Source organism: Haloglomus halophilum (assembly GCF_024298885.1).
Classification (GTDB): domain Archaea; phylum Halobacteriota; class Halobacteria; order Halobacteriales; family Haloarculaceae; genus Haloglomus; species Haloglomus halophilum.
In genome coordinates this window covers 3,715,566-3,731,784 of record NZ_CP101166.1, presented here as the reverse complement: position 1 = coordinate 3,731,784, position 16,219 = coordinate 3,715,566, and the positions used below count along the sequence as shown (strand labels likewise).

17 protein-coding genes are annotated in these 16,219 nt (G+C 71.9%); 7 read left to right on the top strand and 10 right to left on the bottom strand.

The window, feature by feature from the left end; all coding sequences use genetic code 11:
* Positions 1 to 99 precede the first annotated feature (99 nt).
* The 4 genes from NL114_RS18130 (at position 100) to NL114_RS18115 (ending at position 4,167) form a co-directional block, all read left to right on the top strand.
* Entirely contained in the window at positions 100 to 1,563 is a 1,464-nt protein-coding gene (locus NL114_RS18130) for an MFS transporter (RefSeq protein ID WP_254822322.1), read from the top strand.
* Positions 1,556 to 2,623, top strand: a complete 1,068-nt coding sequence (locus NL114_RS18125) for an MBL fold metallo-hydrolase (protein ID WP_254822321.1) — start codon at positions 1,556 to 1,558, stop codon at positions 2,621 to 2,623. The genes NL114_RS18130 and NL114_RS18125 overlap by 8 nt, the downstream gene beginning before the upstream one ends.
* 103 nt (positions 2,624 to 2,726) lie before the next feature.
* A complete protein-coding gene (asd, locus tag NL114_RS18120; protein WP_254822320.1) occupies positions 2,727 to 3,761 on the top strand; it encodes an aspartate-semialdehyde dehydrogenase in 1,035 nt (344 codons plus the stop codon).
* A 16-nt stretch (positions 3,762 to 3,777) separates the two neighbouring features.
* Positions 3,778 to 4,167 carry a hypothetical protein gene (locus tag NL114_RS18115; protein WP_254822319.1) on the top strand — a complete coding sequence of 130 codons (390 nt, stop codon included), beginning with the start codon at positions 3,778 to 3,780 and terminating at the stop codon, positions 4,165 to 4,167.
* A gap of 31 nt (positions 4,168 to 4,198) precedes the next feature.
* Here NL114_RS18115 and NL114_RS18110 read toward each other — a convergent pair whose 3' ends face one another.
* On the bottom strand, positions 4,199 to 5,512 hold the full coding sequence (locus NL114_RS18110) for an outer membrane protein assembly factor BamB family protein (protein WP_254822318.1): 1,314 nt from the start codon (positions 5,510 to 5,512) through the stop codon (positions 4,199 to 4,201).
* 116 nt (positions 5,513 to 5,628) lie between these two features.
* Positions 5,629 to 6,099 (bottom strand): hypothetical protein, encoded by a 471-nt coding sequence (locus NL114_RS18105; protein WP_254822317.1) that lies wholly within the window; start codon positions 6,097 to 6,099, stop codon positions 5,629 to 5,631.
* Positions 6,100 to 6,231: 132 nt separating this feature from the next.
* Between NL114_RS18105 and NL114_RS18100 the strand changes: the two genes are divergently transcribed.
* The gene (locus NL114_RS18100; RefSeq protein ID WP_254822316.1) at positions 6,232 to 6,600 is read left to right on the top strand and encodes a VOC family protein; all 369 of its coding nucleotides are present in this window, start codon (positions 6,232 to 6,234) and stop codon (positions 6,598 to 6,600) included.
* Between the two features lie 27 nt (positions 6,601 to 6,627).
* On the opposite strand, the gene NL114_RS18095 is transcribed toward NL114_RS18100, so the two are convergent.
* Both NL114_RS18095 and NL114_RS18090 read right to left on the bottom strand, forming a co-directional pair.
* Positions 6,628 to 6,993, bottom strand: coding sequence for a universal stress protein (locus NL114_RS18095; RefSeq protein WP_254822315.1), 366 nt, complete (start codon positions 6,991 to 6,993; stop codon positions 6,628 to 6,630).
* An 88-nt stretch (positions 6,994 to 7,081) separates the two neighbouring features.
* Positions 7,082 to 7,477, bottom strand: a complete 396-nt coding sequence (locus NL114_RS18090) for a universal stress protein (RefSeq protein ID WP_254822314.1) — start codon at positions 7,475 to 7,477, stop codon at positions 7,082 to 7,084.
* 101 nt (positions 7,478 to 7,578) lie between these two features.
* On the opposite strand from NL114_RS18090, the gene NL114_RS18085 reads away from it, so the two are divergent.
* Positions 7,579 to 8,910: an MFS transporter gene (locus tag NL114_RS18085; protein ID WP_254822313.1), complete on the top strand. Its 1,332-nt coding sequence runs from the start codon at positions 7,579 to 7,581 to the stop codon at positions 8,908 to 8,910.
* 22 nt (positions 8,911 to 8,932) lie between these two features.
* On the opposite strand, the gene NL114_RS18080 is transcribed toward NL114_RS18085, so the two are convergent.
* Entirely contained in the window at positions 8,933 to 9,724 is a 792-nt protein-coding gene (locus NL114_RS18080) for an enoyl-CoA hydratase/isomerase family protein (RefSeq protein WP_254822312.1), read from the bottom strand.
* Positions 9,725 to 9,841: 117 nt separating this feature from the next.
* Between NL114_RS18080 and NL114_RS18075 the strand changes: the two genes are divergently transcribed.
* On the top strand, positions 9,842 to 10,504 hold the full coding sequence (locus tag NL114_RS18075; RefSeq protein ID WP_254822311.1) for a LysE family translocator: 663 nt from the start codon (positions 9,842 to 9,844) through the stop codon (positions 10,502 to 10,504).
* Here the strand turns inward: NL114_RS18075 and NL114_RS18070 are convergent, their stop codons facing one another.
* The 5 genes from NL114_RS18070 to NL114_RS18050 all read right to left on the bottom strand — a co-directional run bounded on the left by NL114_RS18070 (position 10,505) and on the right by NL114_RS18050 (position 16,165).
* On the bottom strand, positions 10,505 to 11,026 hold the full coding sequence (locus tag NL114_RS18070) for a mechanosensitive ion channel domain-containing protein (RefSeq protein ID WP_434084118.1): 522 nt from the start codon (positions 11,024 to 11,026) through the stop codon (positions 10,505 to 10,507).
* Positions 11,027 to 11,221: 195 nt separating this feature from the next.
* Positions 11,222 to 12,028: a metallophosphoesterase gene (locus tag NL114_RS18065; RefSeq protein WP_254822309.1), complete on the bottom strand. Its 807-nt coding sequence runs from the start codon at positions 12,026 to 12,028 to the stop codon at positions 11,222 to 11,224.
* Between the two features lie 3 nt (positions 12,029 to 12,031).
* Entirely contained in the window at positions 12,032 to 13,588 is a 1,557-nt protein-coding gene (locus tag NL114_RS18060; RefSeq protein ID WP_254822308.1) for an RPA family protein, read from the bottom strand.
* Entirely contained in the window at positions 13,585 to 14,862 is a 1,278-nt protein-coding gene (locus NL114_RS18055) for a Single-stranded DNA binding protein (protein WP_254822307.1), read from the bottom strand. Before NL114_RS18055 ends, NL114_RS18060 begins: the two co-directional genes overlap by 4 nt.
* A 43-nt stretch (positions 14,863 to 14,905) precedes the next feature.
* A complete protein-coding gene (locus NL114_RS18050; RefSeq protein ID WP_254822306.1) occupies positions 14,906 to 16,165 on the bottom strand; it encodes an acyl-CoA thioesterase/bile acid-CoA:amino acid N-acyltransferase family protein in 1,260 nt (419 codons plus the stop codon).
* Between the last annotated feature and the right edge of the window lie 54 nt (positions 16,166 to 16,219).

The following is a 16,219-nucleotide window of genomic DNA, read 5'->3' as shown; positions in this document are numbered from 1 at the left end:
GGCCGGCGCGCCCGGCCGGGAGCCACCCTGGATAACGACCCCAACGTAACAAGGCACATCACTTAACAGTGGTAACACCGAAGCGGACCATCGACACCGATGGCTGAACAGGCAGTCGACTCGGGAGCCGACGAGCGCCGCGTCGCGGTGCCTGATGGCGGTTCCGTGTCGGCGGACGCTGGCGCGAGCGAACCGTCGGACGGCGGAGTGGCCGGCAGCGACGGCTCCGAACACTCCGTGCGGACCGTCGCCATCGCCGTCACCGCGGGTGTCTTCCTCGGCGGCGTCGCCACCGGCGTCGCCTTCCCGACGCTTCCGTTGCTCGACCGCGTGCTGGGCATCTCCGCGGTGATGCTCGGCGTCATCCTCGCGGCCAACCGCATCGCCCGGCTCGTGATGAACACGCCCGCCGGGCAGCTCATCGACGAGCGCGGCGCTCGCAAGCCCATGATCGCCGGCCTGTTCGTCCAGGGCCTCGCCCCCTTCGGTTACGTCGTCGGCCTCTACACGCCGGCCGTCGACCTCGCGACGCTCCCGGTGGTCGGGACCGTCTCGGCGCCGGGACTCGTCTTCGTCCTCGCCCGGGCCTTCTGGGGCGTCGGGTCGGCGTTCGTCTTCGTCGGCGCGTTCGCCATCATCACGGGCATCACGACGAAGGAGACCCGCGGGAAGTGGACGGGCTACATGCGGGGCGGGCAGTCGCTCGGCTTCCCGGCCGGCCTCGTGGTCGGTGGCGTCCTGACGGACGTGTTCGACGTGCAGACCGCCTTCCTCACGGCCGGTACCCTCGCGCTGCTGGCGGGCGTCGTCGCCTTCGTGGTCCTCCCGGACGTGCGGGCCAGCGCCGGCGCACGCGTGCCACTGCGCGAGCTGCCCGGGCTCGCGCGCTCGACGCCCGGCGTCGTCCCGGTCGGTATCGCCAACGGGACCATCCGTTTCCTGTTCGGCGGCATCCTCCTGACGACCGCCGTCAAGTACGCCGCCGAACTCGAACTGCAGGTCGGCGTCCTCACGGCGGCCGGCGTCAGTGGCCTCGTCATGGGCGGTGGGGTCGTCGTCTCCTCCATCTCGACGGTCGTGAGCGGGCGTCTCTCCGACCGCGTCGAGCACCGGGCGCTGGTGACGCTTCCCGCGTTCGCACTGCTCGCGGCCGGCTTCGCCGCGCTCGCGCTCGTCCCCTCGTTCCTCGGCGTGGCCACGGGCGTCGCACTCGTCGGGGCCGGTACGGGCGGCTCCGGCCCGGCGCTGCTCGCCACGCTCGGCGACATCTCCCCGACCGGCGAGACCGGCAAGTTCGGCGGCCTCTACAACGTGTTCGGCGACATCGGCCTCTCGCTCGGCCCGCTCGTCGCGTTCCCCGCCGTCACGACGGTCGGCTACGACCTCACCTATCTCGCGTGTGCGGGGCTGGCGGTGGGCTGCCTCCTGCTCGTGAACGCCACCCTGCTCGGCGCGGAAACCGACAGCGACTCGGTGCCCGACGATGAAGCCGCCGGAAACGCCGCTACGGACGCTGATACGCTGGACCCCGAGACGCTCGACCCCGAAACCTACGATGACTGACTCCACTCCTTCCCCCGACGAGACCGACGGGCGCACCGGCACGCAGAGCGCTCCTGCCGACGCGCCTCCCGTTCACCGTATCGAGACGACCGTCGACTGGCCGCCGGGTCACGCCGCCTGCTACCTCGTCGACGCCGACGAACCGGTTCTCGTGGACGCGGGTGCCCCCGAGGATCGCGGTGCCGAGGAGCTCCGCGAGGGGCTCGACGCGCACGGCTTCGAGCCCGCGGACATCGCGCACGTGCTCGTCACGCACCCGCACACGGACCACGACGGGCAGGTGTCGAACCTCATCGACGCGGGTGACCCGACGGTGTACGCGCCTGCTGCGGCCGTCGAGCGCCTGGAACGCGACCCGGACGACCTCCACGAGGTCGTAACCGAGAACGCCCGCGTGGTCGGCGTTCCCGAGGGACTCCGCGAGTACGTCGTCTCGCAGGCCGTCGAGTCGCTGAAGCGCAACGCCCGCTACTGCCCGCCCGAAGCCGTCGACGTGCGCCTCGCGGCGGGTGACGCGTTCGAGGCCGGCGGCGTCACCTTCGAGAGCATCCACTGTCCCGGTCACCAGGCCGACCAGTTCGCCTTCGCCGCCACGCTCGGCCCGGAGGCCGACGGCACTGATACCGATGGCGCTACCGGTGACGCGGGCGAGCGCGTCCTCTTCTCGGCCGACGCGGTCATCGAGCCGTTCCGCGCGGCCGCGCTCCACGCCGGGCTCGACGACGGTACCTTCGACTCCGTCAGCGCCTCCTATCGCTGCTACGGCTCGCTCCGGTCGTACTCCTTCGACCGCGTCTACCCCGGCCACGGTCCCGTCTTCACGGACTACGCGGGGGCCATCGAGCGCTCCATCGAGAGCCTCGACGACCTGCTCGACGACGTGGAGTCGACGCTCGCGGAGGTCGGCCCGGCCCCCGCCTTCGAGGTGGCGAACACCCGCGCCGACATCGCGGAGGAGCCATACGTCCTGTTCGAGACCATCGGCGCGTGTGCGGAACTGGTCGAGCGGGGCCGCGCGACCGACCGGATGGACGACGGCGTGCGCGTGTTCTCGGACTGACCCGTCCCATCGCATCCCCTCGGATCTCGCTGGCTCCCGTTCAGGCCCCGGATGCCATCCCGATTCAGAACCGTTTTGCGTACCCGTAGCACACGGACTGGTAATGACGACGAAGGTTGGCATCCTCGGCGCGACCGGCGCCGTGGGCCAGCGACTCATCCAGCTGCTCGAACCGCACCCGGACTTCGAGATCGCCGCGCTCACCGCCTCGGCGGACTCGGCCGGCGAGACGTACCGCGACGCCGCGAAGTGGCGCGTCAACTCGCCCATTCCGGCATCCGTCGCGGACCTGACCGTCTCCGCCACCGACCCGAGCGAGGTCCCCGACGACGTGAGCCTCATCTTCTCCTCGCTCCCGTCCAGTGTCGGCGAACAGGTCGAACCCGAGTTCTGCGAGGCGGGCTACGTCGTCTCCTCGAACTCCTCGAACGCGCGGATGGCCGACGACGTACCCCTCGTCATCCCCGAGGTCAACGGCGACCACGTCGGTCTCCTCGAGGTCCAGCGCGACGAGCGCGGCTGGGACGGCGCGCTCCTGAAGAACCCGAACTGCTCGACCATCACGATGGTCCCGACGCTGGCCGCGCTCGACCAGTTCGGCCTCGAATCGGTGCGCGTCTCGACGCTCCAGGCCGTCTCCGGCGCCGGCTACTCCGGCGTCACCTCGATGGAGATCATCGACAACGCCATCCCGCACATCGGCGGCGAGGAGCAGAAGATGGAGACGGAGACGACGAAGCTGCTGGGCACGTTCGATGGCAGCGAGGTCCACCTCCACGACGTGGACGTGGCGGCCTCCTGCAACCGCATCGCGACCCTCGACGGCCACCTCGAGAACGTCTGGGCCGACACCGCCGAGGACGTGACGCCCGACCAGGCCGCCGACGCGATGGCCGAACTGCCGGGTGCTGACCTCCCCTCCTCGCCCGACCGGATGATCAAGGTCTTCGAGGAGCCCGACCGCCCCCAGCCCCGCCTCGACCGGATGCTCGACGACGGGATGGCCGTCTCCGCGGGCGGCATCCGCAGCACGACGACCGGCATCCAGTTCAACTGCCTCGCGCACAACACGATGCGTGGCGCCGCCGGCGCCAGTGTGCTGAACGGCGAGCTGCTGCTGACGGAAGGCTACCTGTAACCCGCGAGGCTGCCGGATGCTCCGCTCGGCGACCGGTGTCGACGTGCTGCTGACTGTTCTGGGCGTCGTGTACCTGATGTTCACTGGAGCCGTGCTCTCCAGTGCCGGAACCGTTATCGTCCGCCCCGCGCTCGCCGTCGGGTTCCTCGTCCCGTTCGCCGTCGCGGCGACCGTCAGTCGGGTACGTGACCGCCTTGCGGGGCTGGAGGAGTGGTTCGGCAGCACCCGCCAGGGCCGGGTCGCCTTCCTCGCGCTCCTGCTCACCATCGTCGGGTTCCGGTTCGGCCTCGGCCTCGCGCCGGAGCCGATTCAGGACGCCGTGCTGGTCGGGACGTTCGGCGCCGCTGGCGGGATGGTAGGGCTGGCCGTGTCCCGTGCCGCCGGCCGGGCGGCCAGGGACCGGTGAGTCGGCTACTCGGCTACCGGTCACCCCGTTCTCAGTGCAGACAGTGCCCCTCGGCACCGGTGAGGCAGGACTCGAAGCACTGCACCACGCCGTACGACGACGTGGCGAACGCCAGTCCGCCGCCGATCGCGACGCTGGCGTCCCCGCCCGTCTCGTGCCGGGTCCGCGCGAACCCCACGCGGTCGCCGCTCTCCGCGTCGACGGCGAGGAGGCCGCTGGGCCCCTTCTCTTCCGTGCGAGCCAGGGCGTACACCCGGCCGTCGGCGATGGCTGGTGTCCCCAGCCCGCTGAAGGCCAGTCCGTGCCGCCACCGCTCCTCGCCGGTGGCCGCCTCCCGGCAGACGATGTCCGAGAGGCGCTCGCGGTGGAAGACGAGGCCACCCGCGGTGGCGACCGACCGCCCGAACCAGGTCCCGTCGCCCTCCGTGCGCCAGTCCGGCTTCCCGGTCCCCACATCGAGGCCCACGACCCCGGACCGGTCGCTGCCCGACGGTTCGACGGAGGCGAAGACCCGGCTCTCGCCCACGGTCGGCGGGCCGGTGACGGGCACGCGACGCTCCCACTGTACCGTTCCGTCCGCGGTGTCCAGCGCGACGACGCCGTGGTCCAGCACGGAGCAGTAGAGGGTCCCGTCCGCGTACGCCGGCGCGAAGGTCCAGCCCCGTACGTCGTTCGGCACCTCGTAGCGCCACCGGACGTCGCCGGTGGCCGCGTCCAGGGCGTAGAGTCCCTCGCTGGCGTCGGTGTGCCAGGTCGTGCTCGCGGTCGGTGCGTACACCGAGCCGTCGACGACGACGGGATGCGCGGTGGCGAGGTTGCTGTTGCTCGGGGCGCCGCCGAGTGGGCGGTGCCAGCGCTCGGTCCCGTCGGGCGCGAGCGCGTGGACGCCGTCGAACGCCAGCAGGTAGAACGTCCCGTCGGCGTACACCAGCGAGTCCCAGGCGACCGCGTCGCTCGTCCCCCGGCCCTCGTACCGGGTCACCAGGCTGTCCAGTTCGACAGCCCCGCTCGCGGCGTCCAGTCGGAGGAACCGGACCGGGCGGGGTCGGTCTCCTGCCCGTGTGGAGGGAACGGCGGCGACGACGTGGACGCTCCCGTCGACCAGTATCGGAGAGGACGAGTGCACGTCGTCCGGAACGTCGGTGGCCCAGCGGCGTGTCAGTCCCGGACCGGGGGCGTCGCGCTCGCGACCGTTCCCCGTCCGCTGGCGGTCGTACGCACCGCGGTGCCACTCGGCGTCGGAGAGGTCGACCGGACGGCGGACACCGGCCACCCTGGCGGCCCCGACGGCGCCCGCCGCACCGGCGGCGCCGAGCGCCGTCAACAGCGTACGTCTGGAGGGCATCCCTGGTCGATGCCGCCTCCGCCGGCAAGTGTCTTGCCACTGCCGCGTCGGGGTCCTGTATTATCCAGCTATCCGCGCCTCTCGACACGTACATCCGGAATAAGTAGAGAACCGCCCTATCCGACGAACTCTACCGTCTCACGGACGGACGCCACGTAGCCGGCATAGGCCGCGACGAGGGTGATGACGGCGCCCCCGGCGATGGCGATGGCGCCCCCGACGCGACCCGGGTTCCGGGCGATGGCCGGAAAGTCCCCGGCGCTGTAGACGAAGCTCAGCTTGACGGCGAAGAACGCGCCGCCGTGGCCGAACGGGGTGAGGCTGTTGAACCGGCTGACCGAGAGCACGTGCCAGAACGCCGCGGCGAACACGACGCCCGTGACGGCGCCCGCGAAGAGGCCGTGGCGGGTGCTCTCGGCGGGCCCACCCCGTGCGAGCCGCCCCGCTGCCGCGCCCGCGAGCGCTCCGGAACCCAGGAGCAACAGGCCCGCGACCAGTCCGACCCGCTCCAGTGCAGGGTAGAGATAGCAGACCGCTAGATACCCCACACCCCAGGCGACGCCGACCAGAACCGCCCGCCAGTACATGGACGGCATTGGTTCCCGGGCGGTTTGGCTCCTCCGACACGGCCGGCCGTCCCGCCCTGCTGGTGCCCACGCCAGCCCACGCTGGCCCCGGGACCGATACGGACTTGCCTGCCGCGGCCGCCGACTCCGACGATGGCGATACTCCACACCTGTCTGAACGTGGCCGACGCCGAGCGCTCCGTCGAGTGGTACGAGCAGAACCTGGGCTTCGAGCACAGCTGGGGCTTCGAGAGCGGCGACACCACCAACCTGTACGTCGCCGACGAGGACGGGACCGAGCTCCAGCTCTCGGAGACCGAGGGCGAAGCGCCCGGCGACGCGGGCGACCTCTGGGACCATCTCGCTGTCGGCGTCGAGGACGTCGACACGGCGTTCGAGGATATCGACCACCACGGCGTCGTGAAGGAGCCGGGCGACCAGCCCGCCGCCGGCGCCCGGACGGCGTTCGTGAAGGACCCGGACGGACACGTCGTGGAGCTCATCGAGCCGCTGGCGGACTGAGCCGCCCCGCGACACCGCTGTGGACCGTCACTTCGGGACGACGAACACCGGTCCCTCGACCTTGTTGAGCACGGTCCGTGTCGTCGTGCCGATGGTCCCGAACCCCTCGCCGCCCTCGCGGCGCGGGCCGAGGATGACCTCGTCGATGTCCTTCTCGCGGACGAACGCGACGATCTCGGCGGCCGGGTCACCCGCACGGCGCACGGTCCGGACGGTCGTTTCCTCCGCCAGCTTGACCTGTGCGGTCGAGAGCGCGTCCCGGTCCATCTCGACGCCCTCCTCCTCGACGGTCAGCACGTACACCTCGTCCCCGTCGTCGAGTTTCGGGATGAGGTAGTCACTCGCGGCCTCGGTGGTCGCCGAGGTGGCCGTGGCCACGAGATACCGTGTCATCGTCTGTCGGACCCCTACGTCGGAGGGTGCTTAAGCCTGTCACCCCCGAGCGAACGGCCACGTGGAGACCCTCGGTGTCGGGCGTCGCTCACTCGACCCCGTCCGGGTCGAGTCGCTCCAGCGGGACGACGACAGCCGGGACGGAGGCCCGGGCCAGCACCGTCCGGGCCGTCGACCCGAGTTCGGTATCGCTGCCCGGCGCACCGGAGCGGGGACCGAGGACGAGGACATCCGCATCCAGGTCGTCCACGGCCTCCAGAATCGCCTCGGCGGGGTCGCCGTCGCGCGTCTCCGTCTCCAGTGTCGCCCGCCCGGCGAGGCGGGCCCGGGCGACGTTCGCCGCGTCCCCGGCGTCGCGGGCGCCGCCGGCCGACACCGTCAGGACCGTCACGGTGTCGGCACCGGGGCCGTCGAGCCGGCCGTCGAGGTAGTCGCAGGCCGCCGCAGTGGTGTGGACCGAGTCCGTCGCGACGAGGTAGCGCATGGTTCGATGTCCGTTCTCCGGGGGCGTGAACCCGACGGTCCCGACCGAGTGCCCGCGCCCGAACCGCGGCGCTCAAGACCGGCGCTCGCCGAGGAGGTGGCGTGTTCCGGTCGGGCCGGACCCAGTGGATACTGCTCGCAACGGCGGCAGCCACGCGCTTCGGCGGCGGCGTCCTGATGGGAACGGCGATGGCCGTCTACGTCGGCCGCGAGGGCTCGCCGCTCGCCGTGAGCGCCGTCGCCACCGCCTACTTCGCGGGGCTGATGCTCGCCTCGCCGGTCTGGGGCGCGCTCGCGGACGTGACCGGCCGCCGCCGCGCGGTGCTGGTGGTCACGGGGACCCTCGCGACCCTCGCCGCCGCGCCGCTGGCCATCGCGGACGGCGTCTGGGTTCCGGTCGGCCTTCGGGGGCTGTACGCGGTCTTCGCGGCCGGGTTCGCGCCGGTCGCGCTCACCATCGCCAGCGAGCGCGGGGGTGCGGACGGGCGCGGGCGCTCGCTCGGAACGTTCAACTCGGCGCGTTCTGGCGGGTTCGCCGGCGGCCAGTTCGTCGCCGGCCTCCTGCTGGGCGCCGTCGCACGCCCCGAACTCTACCTCGTCGTCGCCGGCCTCTCGGCACTGTCGACGGTCGCTGCGGCGTTCCTCGTCGACCCGACCGACACCGGTCCGGGGACCGACGGGGATGACGACGCGCCCGACGACGCATCCGAACCGACCCGCACCGAACTCCTCCGGGAGGTCCGACACCGCCTGTTCCCCGCGGCGGGCGAGCGCGGCCACTTCCGCGTGAAGGGCCTGCGCTGGCTCTACGTCGCGCTCGCCGTGCGCAACGTGACCGTCCTCGGCGTGATGGCGCTGATGGCCCCGTACCTCGTCGACGTGGTCGGCGTCGCCGAGCCTGTGATGGGTGCCCTGCTCGCGGTCAACCACGGCACGCAGGTCGGCGCGATGTACCTGCTGGGCGTCGCGGCCGACCGCATCGGCCGCAAGCCGCTCATCGTCGCCGGGATGGCCGGAAGCGGTGCATTCGCGGTCCTCGCGGCGACCGCGACCGTTCCCGCCGCCGGCGCGGGTCTCCTCGGCGTCACCGGCCCCGCGTGGCTCGGAACGGGCCTGGCCCGGGTGGCTGCTGCGGGCGGGGCGCTGTTCGTGCTCGGTGTCTCCTTCTCGGCGATGACCACCGGCGCCGTCGCCTTCATCGGGGACGTGGCGCCGGCGGGTCGGGAGTCCGAGCTGATGGGCCTGCGCTCGACCGCGAAGGGGCTGGGCGGCGTCCTCGGCCCGACGCTGGTGGGTGGAATCGCGACACTCGCGGGCTACCCGGCCGCGTTCGCGCTGACCAGTTCGCTCGCGTTCGCGGCCGCCGGGCTGGCGGGGCTCGCGCTGGTCGAGAGCCGGCCCGCGGGCGGCCGGACGGTTCCCGCCGATGACTGAGGGGCCGCCGTCGAGTCTGGCTCTACTCGCCCTGGAAGTCGGCCCCGCCCTCGCCGAGGAAGGCGTCCAGTCCCCGCGAGAAGTCCTCGGTGGCGGTGAGCCCGGCGATGGTCTCGGCCTCGGTCGCGAGCTGCTCGTCCAGCGACCGGTCCAGCGACGAGCGCAGGAGGCCCTTCGTCGCGGCGTGGGCCAGCGTCGGTCCCTCGGCCAGCCGCGCGGCCTCCGCGGCCAGCCGCTCCTCGAACTCGTCGTCGGGGACCGCCTCGGTTGCGAGACCGATGTCGGCGGCCTCCCCGGCGCCGACCGGTTCGTCGCGGAAGGCGATGCGCTGTGCCTCGCGGAGCCCCACGAGCCGCGGCAGGAAGTACGACGAGCCGCCGTCGGCCGAGAGCCCGATGCGGGGGTAGGCGAACTCGAACCGGGCCGACTCCGTAGCCAGTACCACGTCCCCGCAGATGGCCGGGCCGACGCCGCCACCGGCCGCGACGCCGTTGACGCCACAGACGACCGGCTTGGGTGCGCGGGCGAGCTGGCTCACCATCCCGTGCAGCGCGCCAGCGATGCGCCGGACCGTGGCCCCGTCGCTCCCGTCGCCGGAGAGCGCGGTGAGGTCGGCCCCCGTGTTGAACGCGCCGCCCGTCCCCGTCAGAACGATACACCGGACCGCGTCGTCCTCGACGAGGTCGATGGCGGCCCGCTGGAGTTCGTCGGCCGCCTGCTGGTCCATCGAGTTGTTCCGCTCCGGTCGGTCGAAGGTGATGCGGCCGACGGCGCCGTCGGCGGCGTGGGTCACGTCGACGTGTTCGGACGTCATGAGCGGGGCCACTCCCGGCTCCGATAAATGCCTGCGGGCGAACCAGGTGCGGGGAGAACCGGACGAGGAACGAACCAAGCGACAGGTATTCGCACGTCGCTGCCGCACCCCCATCGGATGCCGGTCGACCTCCCCGTCGCCTTCCTGCTCGCCGCCGGGGCGCTCGTCCTCGCCCCGGGGCCGGACACGTTCTACGTCCTCGACCGGGGGCTCGGCGACGGCCAGCGGGTCGGCCTGGCCGCCGCGGCCGGCGTCGCGACGGGCATCCTGGTCCACACGGCCGGCGTCACGCTCGGCCTGTCCGCGCTGTTGCGCGCGTCGCCGTCGGCCTACGAGGGACTGCGATACATCGGCGCGGCGTACCTGCTCGTGCTCGGTGGGTCGACACTCCGGCGTCTCGCTCGTGGAACGGGCACCGCCATCGGCACCCGGGGAATCGCCGACGAGGATGAGGACGGGAGCAGCAGACCGTGGCCGACCGACGGCACCCCCGGGGCGTACCTCCAGGGGGTCGCGGTGAACGTCCTCAACCCGAAGGTCCTGGTGTTCTTCCTGGCGTTCCTGCCGCAGTTCGCCGGCCCCGACGCGGTCGACCTGGCCGCGCACGGGGGATGGTACGCCGTCCTCACGATGACCTACCTCGGCGCCGTCGCGCTGTCTGCCCACCGCGCCCGGGGACTCCTGGCCGCCCGCCCGCGGGTCGCGATGGGCCTCCAGGCGGTGTCCGGACTCGTCCTGCTCGGGTTCGGTGCCGAACTGCTGCTGGTCGGTATCGCTTGACTAATCGTCGTCGTCCAGCTTCGTCCACTTCTTCTCGATCTCGGCGTTCCCGCGGACCATCGTGTCCCCTTCGACCCGGAAGCGGGTCTTCCGGAGTTCGATGCTCTTGATCTCGCCGACGGTGCCGCCGATATCGATCCTATCACCGGGCATGAAATCGGGGTCCCGGAGCAGGTAGACCCCGGCGACGGCGTCGGCCAGCATCCCCGACAGCGCGTACGAGACGCCCAGCGCGAGGAAGCCGGTGGCCGTCCCGAGCGACGCCGCGATGGCGGTCAGTCCGACGATGGAGAGGAAGCTCAACCCGACGCCGAAGCAGAGGAAGACGAGCACGATGGTCGAGATGAACTGCCGGTAGACGCCCTGCGAGGCCGGGATGCTCCGCTGGAGCGAGAAGTTGACCACTGCCATCACGACCTTGATGAGAATCGCTGCGATGACGAGGAAGACGAGCCCCGTCAGCAGGCTCGGCAGGGCCGCGGCCACGTCGGCGATGAACTCGTTGATGGCGGTGCTGACGATGGAACCCTGAAGGGGTGTCGGCGCGAACACGGCTCCGGGAAGGCGGCCACCCGAGTTAACTTCCGGGGCGGTGACCGCATCCGCCGACGGACACCGTCCGCTCCTCGTCGGCTGACGCGCTGACCTCGCACCCTCCGGATGGACGAGGGCCTTCCGGTGACCGATATCCGAGATACGGACCACGGGAGCTCCAGCTCAGATGGACCCGTAGTCCCCGAGCCGCGTCCCGTCCAGCAGGTACGCCTCCCCGTCGGCGAGGCCCTCGGGCAGGAACGGCGAGAGGAAGTCCTGGCCCTCGTTCACCCAGGTCCCGCCCGTGAGGTCGTTGAACGCCGGGAACACGACGAGGTCGCCGGCCACCTCGGGCGGTTCCGCGCCGGCGTCCTCGGCGTGGGCCGTGAACGGGGCGGGCACGAGCCGCCCCCGGAGCCACGCGCGCTCGACCCGTCGTCCGCCGACCTCGTCCTCCAGCCGGACGACCGGGTGCTCGTGGGCGGTGCAGACGACGGGCGCCTCGACGACCTCGCGCCCGGGCCACGTATGCCCGTGCGCGAACCCGACCCCGCCGACGCGGGTGCCCGCGGCGTCGGTGACCGTCACGGCGTGCCCGGCCGGCGCGTCGTCCGGAGCGTAACCGAGGTCGGCTACCACGTCCGCGAGGCCACCGTCGTGGTTCCCCGGCGTCACGGTGACGGGGACGCGCTCGGTCAGTGCGGCGAACAGTTCGTCCAGTTCGCGCCGTTCGGTCTCGTTCGGGTCGCCGATGGCGTTCCCCACGTCACCCAGCAGGACGACGCGGTCGGCGCCGCTCTCGGCCAGCAGGCGGCGGACAGACTCGCGGCGGTCGTCGGCACGGTTGCCGAGTTCCACGCCGTCGCGGCGGAGCGCCACCTCCAGCCCGGCGTGGTAGTCCGCCAGCACGAGTACACGACCCTCATCCGTCTCGGCGACGGCCGCCGGTTCGCCGGGGAGCGGTTCGACGTGTGGAGTCTCGGGGGCCACCGCTCAGATGGGCTTCAGCAGGCCGTCCTCGGGCTCGTAACACTGGCCGCCCATCAGTGCGTCCTGCACGGCGTCGTCGATCTCGTCGGGGGACGCGCCGGTCCGGTCGGCGACACGCTCTATCACCGCGTCGGTCGGTGCGCCGTCGCCGTCGTCGAGGGCCTGCATCGCGTCCATCACGGCCTCGGAGAGGTCGACATCCTCGGCCGGCTCCGCGCCGCTGGTGTCGGGGTCGGGGTCGGGGTCCGGTTCCGGGGCCGATTCCGGTTCGGTCTGCGGCTCCGTCTCGGACTCGGCTTCAGGTTCCGGTTCGGCTTCGGGCTCCAGATCGGGCTCGGACTCCACCTCGGTCCCGGTGGAGAACTCCGTCCCGTACTCCTCCTCGACCTGTTCGCGGACCTCGTCACCGAGCGGGTCCTCCTCGGGCTCTTCGGCGTCGAACTCGCCGGGTTCGAACTCCCCGATGTCGTCGTCCGTCCCGTCCGCGTCCGTCTCCGGAGTAGCCGTCGGTTCGGTCGTCTCGGTCGGTTCCGTGGTCTCGGTCGCCGTGGTCTCTGATGGCTCCGACGCCTCGGCCGTGTCGGCCGGTTCCGCCGTGCCGGCTGGTTCCGCCGTCTCGGTCGGTTCCGTCTCGGTCGGTTCCGTCTCCTCGGCCGCTGTCGCTCCACCGCCGGCGGACGGCGCTGTCTCCCCGCCGCTCGGCGCCTCCGACGTGGTCGTGCCGGTCGCATCGTCGGTCCCCTCGGACGGACTCGCTCCGGCCGCGATGTCCGTCGGCTCCACCGAGATGGATGGGGCGTCCGGCGCCTGCAGCGTCGCGAGGTCGGCCTCGCCGCCCTCGTCAGGGGCGATATCCAGCGACCCGGCCTCGTCGCGCTCGTTGGCGACGACGCGTGTCGCGTCCAGCGAGAGGTCCCGGAGCGCGTCGAGGTAGGCCGGCGTCGTGCCGTAGTGCTCGCGGGCGAGGGAGACACCCTGCGCGAGCGCGGCGTCGACACCCTCGGCCTCGAGTCGCTCGCGGAGCGCATCGCCCGAGAGACCGGACTCGATGGCCGCGGCCATCACGCCGATTCGGTCGAGCGTCTGCTCGGCGGTCGAGACCACCCAGCGGTCCCGGGTTGCGGCGTCGACCTCGCTGATGCTCTCCGGGCGCACGGATGAGTAGACGACGTCCGTATCCTCGGGCTGGTAGGTCCGGGCCTTCCCCGTCACCGCGAGGAACGCCGGCGGGTCGGTCCGTTCGAGGAAGGAGAGCGCCTCGGGCTGGTACTGCCCGGCGTAGACCACGAACGCGCCCGTCGGGTCGACGATGCGTGCCCGGAGCATCGACTGGTTGACCTGTTCGAGTTCCGTCAGCACGCCGACGAGGAACATCCGGTTGACCCGGCCACCTGTCGGCGTGATGACGAAGTTCGGGGCGCGCTCCTCGTCGCTCTCGGAGAACTGGAAGTTGCAGTCCTCGAACTCCGCGGCGAACATCCGGTAGGCGACCTCCCGGGTCCCCGGGCCGCTGTCGCCGTCGTCGCTGCCGTCGCCGTTCTCGGAGCCGTTCGCGCTCATGCTTCACCCCGCGATTCGAGGAGGGCGGTCGCACGCGCCGCCGGGTCGTCGTCGACGGCCGCGAACTCGGTGGCGTCGAGGTTGGCGCCGTACTCGTCGACCGAGAGCGTCCCGCGAACGCGGTACTCCTTGCCGACGAGATCGGCGGCGATGTCCTCGGCCACGACCTCGCGGTCCATCGCGTCGCGTGCGGCATCGAGGGCGTCCGCCAGCGTGCCGCCGTAGATGGCTTCGGTCATCTCGCGGTCGAGGACGGCCGTCGCGGTGCCGGTCCCGTCGTCGAGGATGGCCTTGACGCGGAGGTCGTCCTCGGCCTCGACCTGCCCGTGCGAGCGGCACTGGCCGTTCTGCACGACACGGCCACACTCCGGACAGCGCTGGATGAGCCCCGAGCCGTCCCGGACCTCGATGACGTTGCCGACGAGCTCCACGTCGTACGCGCCGCCGCCGTCGACGGCCTCGCCGATGGGGAGCTGCTGGGCCTCGTCGTTGGCCGCGACCTCGCGGTCGATTGGCGCGACGAGCGAGAACTCGGAGACGTTCACCGAGGGAACGCCCCGGAACTCCCGGACGTAGACGTCCTCGATGCGGACCGAGGCTCCCTCGATCAGTTCGGGGTGGGGGTCCCAGTCCGTGAACGGGAGCCGGGTCGACTCGTCGGCGAGGACGCCGCTCAGGATCTCGGTCTCGCCGTCGCGGCCGTCGATGACCTTCGACTCGACCTCCATCACCCGGACCTCCAGGTTCCGCCCGCGGTCGCCCGGAGCGAGGTCGGCCAGCGAGCGGTCGCCACCGACCTCGTACGGGACCTCGAGCGGTTCGTCCTCGAACGCGAGCGTGGTCGAGTCGCCGAGATTCAACTCGGCCTCGCCCTCCCACTCGCGCACGCCGGCGTTGCCCGCGGTGATGGTGTCGCCCTCGGAGAGGCCGAAGTCGTTCCACGCGGTGAAATCGATGACGCCGGTCCCGTCGGCGAGTTCACCCTCGTGGATGACCTGGTCCTCGCCGTTGTAGCGGATGGACCGCTTGCCCACGGTGAGGACGCGCGCCGTGACGGTGACGTTGCCCGAGTCGGGCGAGATATCGGCGATGTCGGCCTTGGTCGGCTCGTCGCCACCGCCGCCGTCGCCGCCGCCGTACTTCCGGCGGAGCGAGCCCTTCGCCTCGTCCACCGGCACGCTGTACTGTACCAGCCGCTCGAGATCCTCGAGGACCTCCTCTTTGTCGACGCCGAGGTCGGAGGCGAGTTCCTCGGCATGGTCTTCTAACTCCATCGGGCGGGCGTTCGCCGGGATTCGACAAAAGGGTTCCCGCCGGTCAGTGCTCGTTCAACCCCCGGTCGAGGGACGCCAGCACGGCCGGCCAGGAGTCCGCCGCGGCGTGTGCGGTCGCACGGGCGGTCACGTCGCCCGCCTCGACACCCCCGAACGGGACGTACGGCACGCCGATGAGGTGACCACAGCCGTCGTAGGTCCGGTGGTCGAACGCGTAGGGGAAGTCGTGTCGAGCCAGCCGCTCGGCGGCGACGGCCGAGAGCCGTCGGGCCGGCCACACCGGGTCCGCACCGCCGGAGAGCAGGAGGACGGGCCCCTCGATCCGCTCGACCGGGATGGTCGCGGCGCGGCGGGCGGCCTCCGAGGCGTTCTCGAAGCCCCGCTCCAGAACCGGCCGCGTGCGGACCCGACCGTCGTCCGTCCGTTCTGGTGGGCCCTCACCCGAGAGGTGGGGAATCGGCGCCCCATCGTCGGTCCAGGCCGGCGTGCCGTCGGGCGTGTCCCAGACGACACCGCTCCCGGCGTAGGAGACGACGGCGCCCACCCAGTCGGCCCTCGCGCCGAGCAGGAGCGCGAGTTCGGCCCCGCGGGATGCCCCGACGACCCCCAGCCGCCCTCCCCGGAGGTCGGGCTGGTCGTGGAGCCAGGCTGCCGCCTCGTCGAAGTACGAGAGCGGCACGCGAGCGAGACCATCCGGAATCGGGTCGGGCTCGCCGAAGTACTGGAGCGAGCACACGGCGAACCCGTGTGTCGCGAGCGTCTGCGCGAGCCTGTGGGAGGTCGGACCGGCCGAGCCGTGCAGGTCGAGGACGACCGGATGTGGCCCCCCGTCCGGAGGGAGGAACAGGTCGCCGACGAGGGCCTCGTGGTCTATCCGCCGGGAGCTGACGCCGGGGTCGTACAGCACCCGCGTCACCTCCCGCTCGGTGGCCGCCGCCTCGGTACTGGCCTGCAACGTGACCGGCACCTCGGCCCGGTCGCCGAGACTCGCGAACCGGGCGTCGGCGTCGGTCCGCATCGACCACAGCCATCCCATCGGTTCGCCGCCGCCGTACGTCCCCCGCTCTGGGGCGCGGTCGGTGCAGTCGACGGTTCCCTCCCCGTCGGCCGTGTATGCCGCTCGCGAGGCCCACTCCCTGCCCTCGTCGTCGACGAGTGTGGCACGGAACTCGACGGTCGAGCCGGGTGCCGCACCGGTGACGCGGAGATCGACTGCCTCGTCGTTCGGTGAGCAGGTCGGGGCTTCGATGGAGAGGGTACGGGAAGCACGATTCCAGTCGCTGTCGTCGGAGTTTCGTGTCATCGTGAGCATCCGGGGACCAGACCCAGTGTCGAATAGAATACGGGCAGAATAATG